Source organism: Paraburkholderia fungorum (assembly GCF_046027215.1).
GTDB lineage: Bacteria > Pseudomonadota > Gammaproteobacteria > Burkholderiales > Burkholderiaceae > Paraburkholderia > Paraburkholderia fungorum_D.
Genome location: NZ_JAQQEN010000002.1, coordinates 3397614 through 3415707 on the forward strand (window position 1 = coordinate 3397614; position 18094 = coordinate 3415707).

13 protein-coding genes are annotated in these 18094 nt (G+C 56.2%); 11 read left to right on the forward strand and 2 right to left on the reverse strand.

The window, feature by feature from the left end; translation table 11 throughout:
* Positions 1 to 47 precede the first annotated feature (47 nt).
* Both PQR27_RS35620 and PQR27_RS35625 read right to left on the reverse strand, forming a co-directional pair.
* The gene (locus PQR27_RS35620; protein WP_408528218.1) at positions 48 to 1124 is read right to left on the reverse strand and encodes a VOC family protein; all 1077 of its coding nucleotides are present in this window, start codon (positions 1122 to 1124) and stop codon (positions 48 to 50) included.
* A 2-nt stretch (positions 1125 to 1126) separates the two neighbouring features.
* Complete coding sequence (locus PQR27_RS35625) at positions 1127 to 2776, reverse strand: FAD-dependent monooxygenase (protein ID WP_408528219.1); 1650 nt, start codon at positions 2774 to 2776, stop codon at positions 1127 to 1129.
* 767 nt (positions 2777 to 3543) lie between these two features.
* Between PQR27_RS35625 and PQR27_RS35630 the strand changes: the two genes are divergently transcribed.
* The 11 genes from PQR27_RS35630 (at position 3544) to PQR27_RS35680 (ending at position 18060) form a co-directional block, all read left to right on the forward strand.
* Positions 3544 to 4731 carry a thiolase family protein gene (locus tag PQR27_RS35630; protein WP_408528220.1) on the forward strand — a complete coding sequence of 396 codons (1188 nt, stop codon included), beginning with the start codon at positions 3544 to 3546 and terminating at the stop codon, positions 4729 to 4731.
* A gap of 25 nt (positions 4732 to 4756) precedes the next feature.
* Positions 4757 to 5524 (forward strand): SDR family NAD(P)-dependent oxidoreductase, encoded by a 768-nt coding sequence (locus PQR27_RS35635; protein ID WP_408528221.1) that lies wholly within the window; start codon positions 4757 to 4759, stop codon positions 5522 to 5524.
* A 692-nt stretch (positions 5525 to 6216) separates the two neighbouring features.
* Positions 6217 to 6978 (forward strand): SDR family NAD(P)-dependent oxidoreductase, encoded by a 762-nt coding sequence (locus tag PQR27_RS35640; protein ID WP_408528222.1) that lies wholly within the window; start codon positions 6217 to 6219, stop codon positions 6976 to 6978.
* Positions 6979 to 7737: an SDR family oxidoreductase gene (locus tag PQR27_RS35645; RefSeq protein WP_408528223.1), complete on the forward strand. Its 759-nt coding sequence runs from the start codon at positions 6979 to 6981 to the stop codon at positions 7735 to 7737.
* Positions 7734 to 8957: an MFS transporter gene (locus tag PQR27_RS35650; protein WP_408528224.1), complete on the forward strand. Its 1224-nt coding sequence runs from the start codon at positions 7734 to 7736 to the stop codon at positions 8955 to 8957. The genes PQR27_RS35645 and PQR27_RS35650 overlap by 4 nt, the downstream gene beginning before the upstream one ends.
* A gap of 93 nt (positions 8958 to 9050) precedes the next feature.
* Positions 9051 to 10010 carry a WD40/YVTN/BNR-like repeat-containing protein gene (locus PQR27_RS35655; RefSeq protein ID WP_408528225.1) on the forward strand — a complete coding sequence of 320 codons (960 nt, stop codon included), beginning with the start codon at positions 9051 to 9053 and terminating at the stop codon, positions 10008 to 10010.
* Positions 10011 to 10059: 49 nt separating this feature from the next.
* On the forward strand, positions 10060 to 12444 hold the full coding sequence (locus PQR27_RS35660) for an efflux RND transporter permease subunit (RefSeq protein ID WP_408528226.1): 2385 nt from the start codon (positions 10060 to 10062) through the stop codon (positions 12442 to 12444).
* A gap of 85 nt (positions 12445 to 12529) precedes the next feature.
* Entirely contained in the window at positions 12530 to 14080 is a 1551-nt protein-coding gene (locus tag PQR27_RS35665) for a DUF1302 family protein (RefSeq protein WP_408528227.1), read from the forward strand.
* A gap of 21 nt (positions 14081 to 14101) precedes the next feature.
* Positions 14102 to 15361 (forward strand): DUF1329 domain-containing protein, encoded by a 1260-nt coding sequence (locus tag PQR27_RS35670; protein WP_408528228.1) that lies wholly within the window; start codon positions 14102 to 14104, stop codon positions 15359 to 15361.
* Positions 15362 to 15751: 390 nt separating this feature from the next.
* Complete coding sequence (locus tag PQR27_RS35675; protein ID WP_408528229.1) at positions 15752 to 16891, forward strand: acyl-CoA dehydrogenase family protein; 1140 nt, start codon at positions 15752 to 15754, stop codon at positions 16889 to 16891.
* A 242-nt stretch (positions 16892 to 17133) separates the two neighbouring features.
* Entirely contained in the window at positions 17134 to 18060 is a 927-nt protein-coding gene (locus tag PQR27_RS35680) for an alpha/beta hydrolase (RefSeq protein WP_408528230.1), read from the forward strand.
* Positions 18061 to 18094 lie beyond the last annotated feature (34 nt).

Below are 18094 nucleotides of genomic sequence, written 5' to 3' on the forward strand. Positions count from 1 at the left end.
ACTTACCTCATTCTAGAACTAGTGCTTGGATAATGGACTGCGCGACATCACCGCAGCCACGGTCGGGGTGGGACCAGCAATGCCTGAATCAGAGCCTTGACTTCGGGCGGTGCATGCTCGGGGATGTCTTCGGGCGGACGCATCGAATCAGGTATGTCGTCACCCCATTCCCATAAACCACCACGCCTCAGTTTGTGATAACCGGTCGGATATTCGGCGGTCATCAAATCGCCGTCGGAGTAGTGTTCCCACTCGTCACCGACCGGATCTTTCCAATAGTCAAAGACCTGACTTCCTAGCTGGTGTCGGCCGATTCCCCAAAAATGGGTCCATCCGCGAGCGCGTAGAAACCGCTGGCCTTGACCGACCGCCTCGATGTCCAGCGTCTCTGTGGATACATGGAGCATCGTTGCGGACGGTCCAGCGAGGATCGCCAGGCTGTGATGATCTGCAGGCTCGATGCCGCGATCGAGGCGGAAGAAACCGAGAGCTGGTCGGCCGTCATCGACTGCCTGAACGTCGGTAGGAATAAACCCGAAGCGACGCATGTACCAGTCGGTTGTCGCATCAAAATTGGGTGACTGGAGGACAACGTGGCCGATGCGGAATACCGGGGCCGGTTCCACTGGCGTCCGGACAGTCGCGTTTACGCGGTGCGCCTGGAACGGGCTATTCACGGGTAGGAGTTCACCGCGCGTAGCCAGCGCAGGAGCCGGCGAAAATCCATGAATCAGGTCAACCCGTCGACCATCGGGGTCAGTGAGGCGGACCCGCATTCCCCCTCCCGGACCATCGCACGATTCAACCTGCAGTCCGTCATGCTTTGCCAGCGTCTCAAGGTCGCTCGGGTCCTTCGCTACAAGTGCGAAGCCAATGAAACCGTCTTCTGTAGAGGGAATCACCTCAACGCAGAAGGGAAGGGTGCCGTAGCCTCGGAAATAGCGTGTTTCTCCGCCAGGATTCTCAAGAGGGCGAAACCCAAAATCCTCAAGGAAGCGAGCCATGGTATCGGTATCGCGTCGCGCGAATACGACGTGAGCGACTGCGTCGGCTCGTACGATCGGTTCCGGACGTTCAATGATCTGAAAGTCGGAGTTGTTGTGTGAAGATGTGCTTTCACTCATGGTCACGCTCCTCGCACGCGGTCGATAACCGCGAGGGCGTTCGTTGGCATTGCGTTACCACGCCATGCAACGTGCTGATCCGGGCGAACTAGCACGAAGTCGCGCTCATAGACCGCGTGAACATGATTATCGTGAACGTCCAATACGGTGAGCGGGACGCCGCGCTCGCGGGCAGCTTGAATCAGCGGTTCGGCGCTAGCGTCAGTAAAGCGCACGAGCGTGAACCACGGCCCGAACAAGTCAAATATCGCGCGACCATCCTCAAGGAAGACGTGAGGTGCGCGCACACCCGGCCACGTGCTTGGTACATACTCGAGCAGTTTCCATTCGGGCTCGTTCACCTCGCCCCATATAATCGGCGATTGGCGATAGCGGGATCCAAGCTCAATTCCGAGCGCCTCGTTTTCGGCATTCCCGAGTTCTTCGATAAGGCGTGAATAAGCTTCGCGTGCCGCAACCCCATCGGTGCTGTTCTCGTGGATTTTCGGATCATATGCGTCAGCAAGCTGGAAGCGAACTTCCATGTGAGCACCGGACGCTTCGAGGTTGCGTGCACCAACGGGGCGACGTTCGGCTTCGATGCTTTGGAGGAGTCTGGGGCCTCCCCAACCTTGCACTACCGCAGCAAACTTCCAACCCAAATCCACCGCATCGCCAATGCCGGTATTCATTCCATAGCCACCAGTTGGGATGTACTGATGGACTGCGTCACCGGCCATCCAGACCCGGTCGCGTCCGTAGCCAGCCGAGAGCGCGAGATGGGGAGACCATGGATTGGCTTGCAGGACTTCGATGGGGAACTCCCCGCCTAGTGATTCAAAGACAAGCTGCTCGGGGACAACGCTGGCAGGATCTACGCCCTCGGCAAGGATGTTGTGCAGAGTGAATGTCTGGTCGTCATCCTGTGCAATCAAGGTGCCGCCAACAGGTGATTGGTAATGCCACGCAATACCAAAGCGCTGAAGCAGGTCCTTTGCGGGCGAGCGAAAGTGGACCATATAGAACGGGGCGATAGAAAAGCGACCGTCTAGCGAAAAACCCAACGATTCGCGGACCACGCTGCCACCACCATCGCAACCCGCTAGCAGCGAACAGCGCACATGGTCGATTTTGTCGGTTGCGACTTCCCGCAATGTGGCTGTGACGCCTTCGGCATCCTGAACAAAACTATCGAGGCGCCAGCCGAAGCGAAGTTCAATCAGCGGCGATTCCAGCAAGATATCGCGCAGAGCCGGTTCGAGTACGACCTGGCTTAGGCGCATATTCGGTTCTAACGGCTGCGAGCCATCATTGTTCGCGCGGATGCGATCACGCCATGCGTGCACATCAGGGTACGGAAATCGAGCTAGTTCCCACTCGTTGAGTCGAGTCACCCAGGACACATCCATGCAGTTTTCGCGGGGTACGGCGGCGTCCCGAATGCGGTCTGCGACGCCAAGCCGCCGGAAATGCTCCATGCTGCGGCCATTGGTGACGTCCATCTTGGGATGGCGCGTCGTTCCAGGGTTGCGTTCAATCACTAGCGCAGGGATGCCGCGAAACTGAAGCTCCAAGGCCGTCGCGAGGCCCACCGGGCCCGCACCAACTATAAGTACAGGTACATCCGCCAAGGTATGTCTCCTTCCAAGTATTGTGAGCGCCTGAAGCGCCACCTTCGATTCATCGTTTCCATCACACTAGCACGGCCCAAACGAAAATTCCACGATCGTGGAAGTTTTTTTGTAACAACATGACCGTCGCGGCCGCGCGAGGTTTACTCTGTATCAAGGGATGCCTTATCAGGCTTAGCGGTACGGCCGGCTCGATGGCCGCGCGTGGCTACCACTGGCAGTGGGCGCAAGCATCCACGCCAAAGGGAATGAGCCTGAGTGAGGAATGCGTGCTCGCGTGGATTCCGCGGCCTGCTTTAAGCACTACAAGCTATGGGTAGTCGTTACGAACGTCGCAGCACTATGGCAAATCTGCTCAACGAAATTGATCAACTTGGGCATCGCAACTGCTGACGCAATTCCTACACTGCGCGTAGGTCCTCTGCTCCGCGTTTTGTGAGCGCCGTTCAAGCGCGCAGCACGGAATGCGATCAGCGCAGGGTGCATGGCGAAAGAGCCGCTAGCGGTGTGCGATTTCCGTCGAGATGGGTGGCCGCTGTTTGTGGTGCGGTGCGCAAACGCCTGACGAAATGAGCGGTCCGTGTGCGGGTACGGCAGCGGTCCTATGGGGTAATCGGATTTTAAGAGAACACTTCAACAAGCTAGCAGGGTGAGAAATTGAGAAGTGATTGTTGCGATTAGGGTCTCGTTGATTTTGCGTACATGCTGTCGCAGGAGCGTGCGCAAACAGGAGTCTTGAGCCTTTCGCGCAACGGTGCGATGGGCGAACTATGTAGCTGCTAATGGGAAACCAAAGGAACCTCTGAATCATGAATGAACCAGTCATCATTGACGCGGTGCGCACTGCCTACGGCAAGCGACGTGGTGCATATCGCGACATCCGACCGGACAGTTTGCTTGCTAACACAGTAAATTCCGTGATCAGGAAGAGCGGTGTCGAGTCCGAATATATCGAGGACCTCATCGTGGGATGTGTGAGTCAAGCTGGGGAGCAGGCCGCGAACGTCGGACGCATCGCGGCGCTGCTTGCAGGTTTGCCGTCGTCGGTACCGGGCGTTTCGCTCAATCGTATGTGCGGCTCGAGTCAGCAGGCGGTTCATTTCGCCGCGCAGGCCGTAGCGTCGGGAGACGTAAGGTACGTGATCGCAGGCGGCGTCGAGAGCATGACGCGCGTACCCATGTTTCTGGATGTGACACTCGGGCAGCATGATTTCCGTGGTTTCGACGACTTGAACCCGGCACTGCTGGAACGTTATCCGCTCGTGCATCAACTGGAGAGTGCCGAGCGGATCGCCGAACACTGGCGCATTACCCGCAGTGATTGTGACGCGTTTGCAAAGGAAAGCCATCGACGTGCGCATGCGGCAGCCACGGAAGGACGTCATCGCGAAATCGTACCTACAACTGGTGTCGATGCGAGCGGACAGCCCATCACTGTGATGCTCGACGAAGGGATACGGGCATCGATCGACGATGCAAAGATGGCATCCATGTTGCCGGCTATGCGTGCTCCGGGAGCGGGAGTGGTAACTGCGGCGAATGCCAGCCAGATGTCTGACGGCGCGTCGGCAGTGTTGATTGGCGATCGCGCTGCCGCGGTTGCCGACGGGCTGTCCGTGCGCGCGAAATTTCGGGCACGGGTCGCTGTCGGATCAGACCCGGTGATGCAATTGACGGGCGTCATACCGGCCACCCACAAGGCGCTTAAGTTAGCAGGGCTTTCCCTGTCTGACATTGACTGGATCGAAATCAATGAGGCGTTCGCGTCCGTTGTGCTGGCATGGTTGCGCGAGTTTTCGGGAACAAGTCCCGAACTCGCGGCGAAGGTGAATCCATGGGGTGGCGCTATTGCGCACGGCCATCCGCTTGGTGCCAGCGGTGGCGGCTTGCTCGCCAAGATGCTGGGTGGATTGGAAGCGGTTGGCGGAAAGTTTGGTTTGCAACTTATGTGCATCGGGCACGGGATGGCGACCGCTACCGTCATCGAGCGCATTTAGTCATCTTCAGGCAGGACGTATTCCCATGAACATCAAAGACAGTGTTTTCCTGATTTCTGGTGGCGCGAGCGGGCTCGGCGCGGCTGCGGCGAAAATGATCGTCGAAAATGGTGGCAAGGTTGTGCTGGCCGATATGAATCGCGACGTCGGGACCGCGCTTGCGTCGGCGTTTGGACCCAGTGCTCTCTTCGTAGCCACCGACGTGACCGACGAAAGCGCGTGCCAGTCGGCAATAGACACGACGATCGCGCATTTTGGCGCATTGCATGGTCTCGTTTGCTGCGCCGGCGTCGCCCCGGGTGAGAAAGTATTGGGGAAAGAGGGGCCGCATGGGATTCAGTCGTTCGCCCGTGCGTTCGAGATCAACGTCGTCGGAACCTTCAATCTGATACGACTGGCTAGTGTGAGAATGAGTCAGTCGGAGCCAAACTCTGACGGAGAACGCGGCACGATTATCATGACGGCGTCAGTTGCCGCATATGACGGGCAGATTGGCCAAGCCGCTTACTCCGCATCGAAAGCGGCGGTTGTCGGTATGACGTTGCCCATTGCGCGTGAGTTGGCGCGCTATGGGATACGCGTGATGACGATAGCTCCCGGTCTCTTCGAGACACCGATGTTGCTTGGACTTCCAAGCCAGGTGCAGGAATCGCTCGGGCGCACCGTGCCGTTTCCATCGCGACTCGGAAGGCCTGCTGAGTTCGCGCTTCTCGTCAAGTCGATCTGCGAGAACTCGATGCTTAACGGAGAGGTCATCCGGTTGGACGGTGCATTGCGAATGGCCGCAAAGTAGATCGATAGGACTGGGCGGCGTTTCCAGTCAGTGACTCACGGAGCGATGTGCGCGGCAGTGCCGGTCATGATTACCTCGATTTATATAACGCAGACCCTCTGAACTCTGGATGGGGAGAGCGCCGAGTTTGCCAACGCTGACAGCGCTCTTCTCCGAGTTCTATTACGAATACCGGTAAGCGAATCCGCCACCGGTTTATCTCTCGATCAGCTCGTGCGATCGTGAGCGCCGCGCATCAATGCGCGTGCTGTGAGACTCGCGATGCGTCCACGCGATTTGAGGCGATGACAGTTCATTAATCCATTCTTTCGGCGCAACACGTCGCTACGGAATTGGCTAAGGCGAAACCTGGCGCACACCTACGAACTCCCCGTCGTGCCAGGGAATTCCCTCGACATCCAACTCAATGGTGCGTCATAGGAATCGGTATCACGCTTCTCGATTTCCAGATCAGACCGTGATACAAAAAAACTCCACGATCGACAAAATTTGTGTTGATTCGGTCGCGCGAGGTGTGTCAAGATAAGTCCATAGAAAAGTACAAGTACACCGGACAGGAGACAAACCCGGTAGGGCGGCGAGGCTGCGAAACTAATGTCGGCCTCTGAGGCATCCATCAGACGTCGGGCAGGCAGCGTCGAGCGGGAATCAGCCTGGCGGGCGGTGTGGCGGAAAGTTTGGAACAGTCATTGATGACTGAACTCACGTCAACAAAGGAGGAGCGCATGATGGACATGGAAGCCAAAGTAGCGGTCATCACAGGTGCGGCCAGCGGGCAAGGCGCCGCGGAAGCAGTGCTATTCGCTCAGCAAGGAGCGAAAGTCGTCATCACGGATATCAATGAGAGTGGCGCGGAAATCGCAGCGCGATTGGGCAGCGCCGGGCACTTTGTCCGACATGACGTTGGTGAGCAGGCGGACTGGGACGAGGTGATGCGCCAGACGCTCGAGCGCTTCGGCCGGATCGATGTCCTCGTCAACAATGCGGGCGTCTATAAGCCTGCCAGCCTGCGGGAAACCGACATGGCGCTGTGGGACCTCCACTATCGGATCAATCAGCTCAGCGTCTTTCTGGGTATGCGCGCAGCGGCCGACGCAATGGCAAAGACCGGCGGTGGATCGATCGTCAATGTTTCGTCCAACGCTGGTATGAACAATGTTCCCGGCATTTTCGCGTACGCGAGCAGCAAATGGGCGGTGCGCGGTATGACAAAGCTGGCGGCGTCAGAACTTGCGTCGCTCGGCATCCGTGTGAACTCGGTTCATCCGGGGGTTATCGACACGCCGATGCTCGGCAAAAACACGCCTGAACGGCTGAAATTCTACGAGGAGATGATTCCGATGCGGCGGCTTGGGACGCCCGACGAAGTTGCCAGCCTGGTACTGTTTCTCGCTTCGAACGCTTCCTCTTACATTACCGGCGCCGAAATAACGGTCGACGGTGGCATTGGCTGAATGGCAACCTGGAAAGGACAGATCATGACTGGACAACTAGTAGGCAAAGTGGCTCTCATCACGGGGGCGGCGCGTGGCATTGGGCGGGCAGCTGCTGAGCTCTTCGCAAGCGAAGGCGCGTTTGTTTTTGCTACGGATGTCAAACAACCTGACGCCCCATTCCTCGATCAAAACATCAGCTTCTCCATCATGGATGTGGCGAATGAGGCCGATTGGAGAGAGGTTGTTCAGGCCATTAAAACGAAACACGGTGGCGTGGACATATTGGTCAACAACGCAGCAATTGGCGGCTCCCAGTTAGCGCTGGCCGATGAGAACGTCGCCGACTGGAACCGGGCGATTGCCACAAACCTGACTGGCGTTTTTCTCGGAATGCGCGAGGTGCTGCCGAGCATGCGGGCCAACAAGTCGGGCTCAATCGTTAATGTCTCGTCGATCTGGGGTATCTCTGCCGTTGCCGGCGCAGCCGCATATCACGCAACCAAGGCGGCAGTTCGGCATCTCACCAAGCACGCCGCAGTCACCTACGCGACTGACAATGTGCGCGTGAACTCTATCCATCCCGGCATCATCGCGACGCCAATGGTGCTTGAGGACCAGGCAGAGGAAACCAGCGCGAAAGTGGTCGCCGCCACTCCGCTCGGCCGAATGGGGCAGCCAGTTGAGCTTGCCAAGGGGATGCTGTTCCTGGCCAGCAACGAGTCGAGTTTCATGACCGGAGCTGAACTTGTAATTGACGGTGGGTATCTTGCGCAATGAAAAAGTCGAACCAACTCCGCATGGCGCACGAGCCAAACACCGGGCTGGACGAATCCAGCCGGTATAACAGACTCCCCGCGATCGCAGCGATGGTCACAATGAGCAATCTCGGCGCATTGACCATGCTGATGACCCCAGCGTTTATCGCCGGGTATCTCAGTAGCGGTTGGCTTACCGGTACCCAGGCTTCCACTCTGACTTCGGTCGAACTGGCCGGTATGACGATCGCAGTCATCCTGACGTCGCTGGTGATTGCGCGTGTCGATCGCCGGGCATGTCTGGGCGTAGGTCTGCTGGTAGCAGCAGTCGGGCATCTGGCAAGCATACTCGTGGCGTCCTATCCGCTCCTGGTCATCATCCGTACCGTGGCAGGGATCGGCATTGGTATCACCTACACCGTCGCGGTCGCTGCGTTATCGGCAACCAGATCGCCTGACCGCAACTTCGGTTTCGCGATCACTTCCAACCAACTGTCAGTGACTCTGCTTTTGGCGCTCCTCTCATGGTTTGGTTTGGACCATGGGTACAGGGTGGTGATTGGCGTAGTTCTCGTGTTTACCTTGCTGATGGGGCTCGGCATCGTGTGGTTTCCGCGCGCGGCACCTGTACGATCCGCCGCCGAATCGAATGTGGGCATGCAGGTATCATCGTCAACTTTGCCCGGAGTATTGGGCCTGGCAGGCATGTTCCTTTTCCTGGTTGCAGTGGGCGAGGTATGGCCGATCGTGGGACCGATCGCACAGTCACACGGCATTGGATCGGCCGCGGTCGGCTCGGCGTTGGCTATCGCAGGATTGGCGGGCATCGCGGCTGGGCTTCTCGTATCGCTGATCGGCTCCCGGTTCGGTCGGCTAGCGCCATTGATCGTCGGCACTCTCGGCCTGGCATGCGCGATGTTGACGCTGTTGGTCGCATCAGATGGTCAATCGCTCGTACTAAGTACATCCCTTATTATGTTTTTCTGGATCTTTAGCATTCCATATTATTTAGGATCTCAGTCTGCCCTGGACCCGTCCGGACGCCTGGCCGTATTGAGCAGCGCGATGATGCCGTTTGGTCTTGCCGCGGGACAGGCCTTGGCGAATTACACGACCATTGGCGCGGGTTATTCATCGACGATTGTGAGTTCGGCGGCGACTTTTGCCCTGGCGCTAACGGCGACATTGATCGGCATACATCTCAAGCTGGCCCCGTTTGCGCAGCGAAATGCACGCGGGTAGTCCGGCGTGGTGAATACACGCGGGATTTACGTTTCGCCCTTGAATTAACAGTCACGTAAACATGCCTTTCAATTTCAAACGGGTTGAGTAGCTATGCAGCGACTTACTAGGATTCTGCTTTCGGTTCTGCCGCTGGCAATTATCGGCAGTTTGTTGTACGCGGCGTTTTTCGTCAAACCGACAGTCCGCGCAAACAACATCGAGCCACCTGCCATTCGGCGCGGCGAATTCATGTATGGCATTGCATCGCCAGATTCCCAGCTGATATGGGGCGTGGGTAGTGGCGGAAAGGCTTGGCGTGTCAGTGATATGGGTCATTCAATCTCGGCCACGCAAACGCCGACTTCGGAGAATCTTCAGGATATAGCGACGTGGAGCAATGCAGACGCTGTGGCAGTGGGCGACGCAGGTGTTGTACTGGTTACACATGACTCTGGTCGGTCCTGGACGCCGATGAAGGTAGCGCTTTCATCAGTCGCCAACAAGCTGGTGCGAGTGAGGATCTTTGGCGACGGTAGTGCGTGGGCCGTTGGCGAAATGGGCGCTGCACTCCGGTCCACCAATCGCGGCATTACGTGGGAGCGTATGACGCCAGAAGAAGATAAGGCGTGGAACGATGTCTTTGGGGGCGCAGGCAAAGTTTGGCTTGTGGGCGAATTCGGGCGCATCAGTGAGTCGATTGATGGAGGACGCAATTGGACCAACATTGCCAGTCCGGTGAAAAGTAGCCTCCTGGCGGTCGCTTTCCGCGACGAGCAGCATGGGGTTGCTGTCGGTGTGGACGGCGTCGTCATTACAACGAGCGACGCAGGCGCTACCTGGTCAGAAGCACACCACGTGACTTCAAATCATCTCTTCGATCTCACATGGGACGGTACGCGCTGGCTGGCGGTTGGGGAGATGGGTGTGCTGTTGATCGGCGATGCATCGGGAAATACCTGGCGCGTATCAAGAGTTGCGGTCGGAAATCGTGAATGGCATACCAAGATCATACGTTCCGGGCAGCAATACCTCGCGTCGGGTGGGTCACTAGATGTAGTTGACGCGCGATAAGAGTCTGGCAGAGATAGTTTATTCGCCTAACGGTGAACAGGAGACAAGGGTGAAGGACACGATTTTCAGTGCATTGGAGGGCTTCGTCGAGTTCTGCATCCGACGGCGCATATGGGTTGTGACCGCACTAGGTTGCGCAACGGCGCTTATGAGCGTGCTCGCGCTTCAGGTATCAATGAAGACGGACCTGGAAGATCTGATGCCACGTACGCATCCGTACATCGGCGTGCACGAGCGCTTCAAACAGAGTTTTGGCGGTTCGAATATTGTGAGCATCATGCTAGAGGTAAAGGAAGGGGACATTTTCAATAAGGCCACGCTGGCCAAAATCCAGAAGATTACGCGTGATCTGCAGCATGTAGACGGGGTCAATCAGTTTCAGATCGTGTCTCTTGCTTCACGGAAGATCAAAGACATTCGCGGTTCGACTGACGGTATCGAGTTTGTACCGCTGATGTGGCCTGATATTCCACAAACAGACCATGACATGACGGCTCTGCGTAATGCCGTGATGAACAATCCTCTTGTGTATGGTACGTACGTTTCGCGCGATCTGAAAGCAACGCTGATTACTGTGGACTTTTACGACCATCTGGTTGATTACGAAACGGCCTTTCGCGAGATTGGTGCGATCGCGAACAGTGTCAGGGGAGACGGCGTAGAGGTTAGGGTCACGGGTGCGCCGATACTTTTCGGATGGGTAAATCACTATCTGCCAGAAACACTGCTGATCTTCCTGCTGACCGTTGGTTTTCTGATTGTTCTGCTGTTTGTTACTGCGCGTACTTGGCGCGGTACCGTGCTGCCATTGCTGGCTGGCGTAGTTAGCGCAACGTGGGCACTTGGCGCGGCGCGCCTCGCACACTTTAACGTCGATCCGCTCGTCATTGTCGTGGCATTCCTGATTACGGCGCGCTCAATTTCGCACTCTGTGCAACTAGTGACCCGCTTCGACGACGAGATCGCCTCCGGGGCGGAAAATGCACGTGCAGCAGCGAAGGCAAGCATGTTGGCGCTGTTCAAGCCGGGCATGCTGGGCGTTATTGCGGACGCTGGATGCATGATCGTGGTATTGCTGACGCCTATTGCGTTGATGCAAAAGGTGGCGATTATCGGAACCGTGTGGGTTTTGACAATCGCTTTGAGTGCTGTTGTCCTGACGCCGGTTTTGTTGTCGTGGATCAAGCACCCTAATCGGTATGCACATCCGTTCGACGTGTCCCGTATCCTGCAGAAGATTCTCAATGTGTGTATTCACGTTGTGACTTCGAAGTGGCGCTATACGGTTCTTGGCGGTGCGGCCGCAATGTTTGTTGGCTCTGCCGTCTATGCGTTTCATTTGACAGTGGGCGATGCGAATCCGGGTTCGCCAATTCTGTGGCAACAGTCTCCCTACAATACCGATGCCAACGCTATCAATCGGGAGTTCCCAGGCGCCGACCGGATGTTTGTGGTATTTGCGGGAAAGCAGACCGGCACGCTGAAGGATCCCGCCGTGTTACGCAACATCAATGCGTTCCAGAAATATATGGGCGCGCAGCCCGAAGTTGGCGCCAGTCTATCCATCGCCGATGTCATTCCAGTCGTCAACAAGACATTGCACGAAGGAAATCCCCGCTATTTGACGTTTGGAAAAAACAAGGAAGAAAACGGAGAACTGGCGTACATGTTGCAAAGCGGCGCAGAACCCGGAGACATGGACCGCTTCGTGGATCCCCAGTTCCAGAACGGCTCGGTGACGCTTTTCTTCCGCGACCACCAAGGGCAGACGATTCGGACCGCGATTGCTCGTATCAAGGAGTTTGCCCATGCTCACAAGATCGAGCAGGGGGATTACGAACTGGCAGGTGGCATGGTCGGTGTGCTTGCTGCCGTCAATGAGGTATTGCTGTCGGGGCAGGTCGAAAGTATTGCCTTTGCGCTACTCGTGCTGGTGATGTGCTGCGCGGTGGCGTATCGATCGATGATAGCGGGGATATTTTTCATGGTGCCGGTTGTCCTGGCCAACACCCTGACATTCAGCTTCATGGCAGCGAAAGGCATCGGGATGAACATCAACACCGTTCCGGTGGCAGCGCTAGGGATTGGCCTTGGGGTGGACTATGCGTTCTATATCGTCGACGGAATCAAGGAAGAGCTCCATCATCACGGCCACAACGATCTGACGCGAGCCATCACGCGCTCGTTGAACACTGCGGGGCGCGGCGTACTCATCACGGCTTCGACCTTGATCGTGAGCGTCGTGCTGTGGAGCTTCTCTTCGCTCAGATTTCAGGCAGAAATGGCGACGCTGATGGCAATCTGGCTGGCCATCTCGGCAGGCAGCGCGTTGTTCATCATGCCCGCTATGGTCTACGTATTTCGCCCGAAATTCGTGGTCGGTACATCACACCATGAGACATCTGTGATGTCGAGCAAGGCGTACGGTCTGTAGGAGGCAGAAGCTGTGGTGGGTTTTCGGTAGCTTGTTCGACATACATTTCTATCTGATCAATATAAATAGGACTACTGGAGGAGTGATGAGGAGATTGAGGAAAGGAAAACGCAGTTCGGCGAAGGTCGCGGTGCTGGTTGCTGCATCAGGTTTATCGGGTTACGCATTTTCGGCTGATTCGGCATCCGACCCAACTACAGATATCGCATCGAATGAATACTCTTTCAAGATGGGTGGATTCGTTCGTACATGGGCATCGCTGAATCTCCAGAATCACCCGGAGACTGGAGGGGGGCAGGGCGAGCTGTCAATGTTGCGGGGATCTGTTGAACTCGACGCGAATGCGAAGACGGGGCCGTTTCAATGGACAGTTGTCGGCCGAGCAGATCGTGAAGTACTTACGCCTTACGAAAAGCAATTACAGGATCAGGTCCGCGCGACTTCTCCGGGTGGCCCCGGTAGCAGCATGCTTGGGTTTTACGACCAGACTCAACTTCGCGAATATTATGTCGACTTCGACATTGGGGAGCACGCGCATTTTCGCCTCGGGAAGCAGGAAGTGGCTTGGGGCGAGACGGATTTCTTTCACCCGACCGATCTGATTAACGGCTACGACTTTCGCTGGCGTTCGTTCCTCGAACGAGACAACGACGAACTGAGAAAGCCACTCATCATGGCGAATGGGAACTTCGACATTCCCGCGCTCCAGGGCTCTCTGCAGGTATTGATCCGACCAGGCATTGACCAACTCACAGACATTGGCAACACCTACGATCTGTCCGGTGGTCGTTGGGCGGAGCAACCGAATAAAGGCGTCGACTTCCTTGCGCCAGGTGCGTTGACGACGAACTATCGGAGTCGGTACGCCAATGCAAATGACGTCAGTGGAGGAGTGCGATGGACCGGTATCCTGGGTTCCACCAATTATGCGATTTCCTACCTGAACACTTATCACCCGGATCCGGTCGTCAACTCGGCGTTTGCGCCGTGGGGACAGAAACCCAACGGCACACTGGGGGACTTCATCTTTCCGAAGATGAACGTGTTCGGCGCCAGTATCAGCAATGAAATCCCCGCAATTGATTCGGTTGTTGCGGCTGAAGTGGCCTATCAGAACAATGTCGCCTACAACATCGGAAGCAATTTTATGAATGGGGCTTTGCCGGGGTTCGGAGGGGTGATGACAAAGGATGTGGTTGTTTCGTCTCTGCGGATCGACAAACAACTTCGCCTGATGCAGCTGCTAGGAACGAGCGAAGATACCCTCGCATCGCTCCAGTTGTTCGATACATGGATTCAGAATTTCCACGATTCTGATGATCTGGTTTACCAGGCCGGATTTGGGAAGAAGGCGAAGCAACACACTACGCTTCTAACCGGGTTTTTCACCTTGAACTACATGAATAGCCGGCTCAACCCAGGACTCGCGGCGGGCATGGACATAACCAATGGCGACGCGTTCCTCATTCCCAGCGTCGAATATAAGGTTGGTAATCATTGGCGGTTCCTCGCCGAGGCCGACATCTTTTTTCCACGGCATCAGAAGTATCCTGGCCAGGTCGAGCAATCGACAGGCCCGCTTGGCGGATTTGCGAACAACGACCAGTTATTGGTTCGTGTGACATATCAGTTTTGATTGGATTAGAAACGGAGACACATGATGAATACGCTTCACAAGGCTGCTGGTCGAATCCTGGTTTTCTCGCTGCTAACCGCGGCGACAGGTGCAATTGCGGCGGAAGTTCCCGCAGGCACTGTTATTGAAAAATCGAACATCGATACAATAAAGAGCGAAACGTTCGACGGGCATACTATCGCGAGCCTGCTTACCGAGAAGGTCGAGTGGCAGGTGCGAAACTATAATCTGAAGATTACTCTCGACCACGCGAAACCGATTCCACCAGAGCCACGCCTCGTTGAGGCGACAAAAAAATACTCGAGTCAGGTGAAATTTGATCAAAAAAGCAAGGAGGTTTCTGGTTATGTAGCGGGGGTCCCGTTCCCTGATATTCAGAGTAGCGATCCGGACGCTGCCGTGAAGGTTATGTGGAACTATTACTATGCTCCACGCGAAGGCGACATCGTCTACAACGATATTTTTGTTCTTGGCATCAACGGCAATAGCGGCCTGGAGACCAAGCAATCCTGGATCTATCAGCGCTACTATTTCAAGGGCCGGCTCCTTGACGCTCAGCCGGTTGTCGGTGACGGCGACATTGACGCGAAAACCTATGACCTCGCGCAGGATCCGCAGGATATCAAGGGTATCGGTACATTCGCGGTTCGTCTCGATTCTCCGAAGTTCGAGGAGACCTGGGCCTATCTGAAATCGGCGCGACGTGTGCGCCGGCTGTCTGGAGGTGCCTGGATGGATCCGGTCGGAGGCACCGATTCGCTTGAAGACGACACGAATGTATTTAACGCGCGTCCGAGCTGGTACAAGAATTTTAAGCTGGTTGGCAAACGTTGGGTGTTGGCTATTACCGATGGGAAAAAGGATAACCACGTTGCATCGAAGTCGGGCACACCAGACGAATTCCCCACCGTGGATCTGAAGAATGCGCCGTACTGGAATCCCATCGCCAAATGGCAGCCGCGCGAAGTGTACGTCATCGAAGCAACGCCGCCGGACGAGCATCCGTATAGCAAGCGTGTCATGTACGTGGATGCGGACACATTTCGACCGTACTACTCGGAAAATTATGACAAGAAGGGCGAGTTCTGGAAGTTTGTGATGTCCGAAATGCGCTCCGGCGTGTCTGACGGTGGTCAGAAAGTATTGCTTTACACGGGCTTCGACGTGTTCGACTTTAAGGCGCGCCACGCGACCGTCGTGCCGATTAACGGTCGCGCTGACCCGGTTGGAATCACAGAGAGTCACTGGTCAATCAACGGCCTCGAACAGTTAGCGAAGTAAGTTCAAGGTGGCACGGCGCTTCGGCGCGAGACTTCACAGAGGTGCGGGTATATTTGGGCGTTTGGCCTGCAATAACTTGATGGCCTCTGTCGTTTCACGAGCCGAAGCGCACATAGTGGATCCTGGATGCGAGCCTGTCCTCCGTCGCGTATTCGACGCCCAATGATGCAGCGAAAGTCCATCGCGGGACATTCAAAACAGGCGCATGCGATACCTCGGCAAAAACGGCTCGGTGAGTGGCAATATCGGTCAAGCAGAATGACTGAGTCGAGCATCTTCGTATCGAATCTTGGCAGCTACACTGAGAACCACGTTAGCGCAACCGCCTTAGGCCTGTGGTTCGGCGGCTTGCCCAAGGTGCATGCGCACTGCCGATGAAGGGGACAAGCGATGGAAGAGTTCTACACAGAAGAGCAACGAATGATCCGTGACGCGGCGCGCGAGTTTGCACGAGAGCAACTTGCACCCCATGCGGCGAAATGGGAGAAGGACCACTGGATCGCGGATTCGGCCGTCTCCCAGTTGGGGGAGCTGGGGTTGCTCGGAATGGTGGTCCCTGAAGAATGGGGAGGCTCGTATACGGATTACGTCGCGTATGCGATTGCCGTCGAAGAAGTCGCAGCCGGATGCGCAGCAACGGCGGCAATGATGAGCGTGCATAGCTCCGTAGGGTGTGGACCAATTCTGAAGTTCGGGAGTGAAGCCCAGAAGCAGGCGTATCTTCCAGACATGGCAAGTGGACGGAAAATTGGCTGCTTCTGCCTGACTGAACCACAGGCTGGTTCCGAAGCAAATAACCTTAGGACCCGAGCTGTTTTGAAGAAGGGTACGTGGACGCTAAATGGCAGTAAGCTCTTCGTGACAAATGCCAAACGGGCGAAGGTTGCGATCGTATTCGCCGTGACAGACCCCGAGCTTGGCAAGAAGGGAATCTCAGCGTTCATCGTTCCCACGGAGACTCAGGGCTTTATCGTCGACCGACCTGAGCACAAGCTTGGCATTCGTGCCTCTGACACCTGCGCAGTAACGTTAGAGGATTGCACGGTGGCGGAGGATCAACTTCTCGGAGAGCGTGGCAAGGGATTGGCCATTGCGCTTTCTAATCTTGAGGGCGGTCGAATTGGCATTGCGGCTCAGGCGGTCGGTATCGCGAGGGCCGCGTTCGAGGAAGCGTTGGCTTACGCTAAAGATCGGAAGCAGTTCGGTGTGGCAATCGTCGAACACCAAAGCGTTGGCAATATGCTCGCGGACATGGCGACCGGCATCAATGCCGCACGTCTGTTGATCCATCATGCAGCGCGTTTGCGCACCGTTGGAAAGTCGTGTCTCTCGGAGGCATCCCAGGCAAAACTCTTTGCCTCTGAGGTCGCGGAGTCGGTATGCTCAAAGGCGATCCAGATTCACGGCGGCTACGGTTACCTCGAGGACTATCCGGTAGAGCGGCACTACCGAGACGCACGAATCACGCAGATCTACGAAGGTACGAGCGAAATTCAACGTTTGGTGATCGCGCGTAGTCTCAAAGTCTGAGTTCGGCGCGGTGTGGTGGTTCGTTCAGCAGCGGAAAGCCGATATTAGTGGTGTGCACGGAGAGCGTTTATCTTGCGACGTCTCGGCGGGATGTCGGATAGAGATCCGGAAGACACGGGGTCAAAGGAAAAAAAGTGACACAGACAGTCCCATCGTCGAACCTGATTTGCGAGGACCTCTACGTGCCATCAGAGCCTCCCAGCGTCCAGATTCATCTCCGACACAAATGCTTATCACCGGGGGTGACCCAGGATATCCGCGAAGTAACGATCTTTGTTCATGGCGCCACGTTTTCGGGTGTATCTGCATTCGACGCTCCGCTTCGCGGCGGCTCGTGGCTAGACTTCGCGGCGACACATGGTCACGATGTATACGCCATTGATGTTCGTGGTTACGGTCTATCGTCACGCTCGCCTATCGATGTCGAAGCGGGATGGACTAATAGGCCTTACGCCCGTACGCCGGAAGCGATTCTTGATTTGAGCGCTGCAGTCGATTTTGTCCTCGCTCGAACCGGTGTGGAATACGTTAATCTTGTCGGGTGGTCTTGGGGTACGGCGATTTGTGCTGGCTACACATCAAGGAACAACGCGAAGGTGCGGCGACTGGTAATGTACGCGCCAGTGTGGACGATGCAGCCGCCGCTTGAGACTTTACTACCCCTATCTCTAGCTGCAAAAATGGGGATGGCGGCGCTGGGGCCACTATTTGCATCGGCCTTTTCCTCATATCGGAAAGTTACCCTCGATGAAATCCGTGGACGCTGGTTTCGCGGAGTAGACACAAGTACTGCGGAAGTGCTTTGTCCGGAAGGTGAACTTGAGGCGTGGTGGAATCACGTACTCGGTGCCGATCCGCTAGGGGCGTCCCGGACGCCACCTGTACTGTTTGCTCCGAACGGCGTGCTGGCGGATCTAGCCGAATACTGGGCAGCGGGTATCCCCACATACGAACCCGGCAACATTAGAGTTCCGGTTCTGACAATTCTGGGCGAATGGGATGTTGATACGCCGCCACGCATGGCGCGCGAATTGTTCGGGCGTCTGGCTGGGGCGCCTTACAAGCGCCTGGAGGTATTGGGCGAAGGAACGCATTCCATGTGTCTCGAAGTCAACCGCTTCGATCTTTATCGACGGGTCGAACATTTCCTGAGCACATCCTTGCCGTGACGCAAGCAGGTGACGTCTGGAAAGACGTCGGCCA

Bases quoted from the DNA above. Each gene is read 5' to 3' on its own strand.
- PQR27_RS35620 (WP_408528218.1), bottom strand. From the start codon at position 1,124: ATGAGTGAAAGCACATCTTCACACAACAACTCCGACTTTCAGATCATT.
- PQR27_RS35630 (WP_408528220.1), top strand. From the start codon at position 3,544: ATGAATGAACCAGTCATCATTGACGCGGTGCGCACTGCCTACGGCAAG.
- PQR27_RS35635 (WP_408528221.1), top strand. From the start codon at position 4,757: ATGAACATCAAAGACAGTGTTTTCCTGATTTCTGGTGGCGCGAGCGGG.
- PQR27_RS35640 (WP_408528222.1), top strand. From the start codon at position 6,217: ATGACTGAACTCACGTCAACAAAGGAGGAGCGCATGATGGACATGGAA.
- PQR27_RS35645 (WP_408528223.1), top strand. From the start codon at position 6,979: ATGGCAACCTGGAAAGGACAGATCATGACTGGACAACTAGTAGGCAAA.
- PQR27_RS35650 (WP_408528224.1), top strand. From the start codon at position 7,734: ATGAAAAAGTCGAACCAACTCCGCATGGCGCACGAGCCAAACACCGGG.
- PQR27_RS35655 (WP_408528225.1), top strand. From the start codon at position 9,051: ATGCAGCGACTTACTAGGATTCTGCTTTCGGTTCTGCCGCTGGCAATT.
- PQR27_RS35665 (WP_408528227.1), top strand. From the start codon at position 12,530: ATGAGGAGATTGAGGAAAGGAAAACGCAGTTCGGCGAAGGTCGCGGTG.
- PQR27_RS35670 (WP_408528228.1), top strand. From the start codon at position 14,102: ATGATGAATACGCTTCACAAGGCTGCTGGTCGAATCCTGGTTTTCTCG.
- PQR27_RS35675 (WP_408528229.1), top strand. From the start codon at position 15,752: ATGGAAGAGTTCTACACAGAAGAGCAACGAATGATCCGTGACGCGGCG.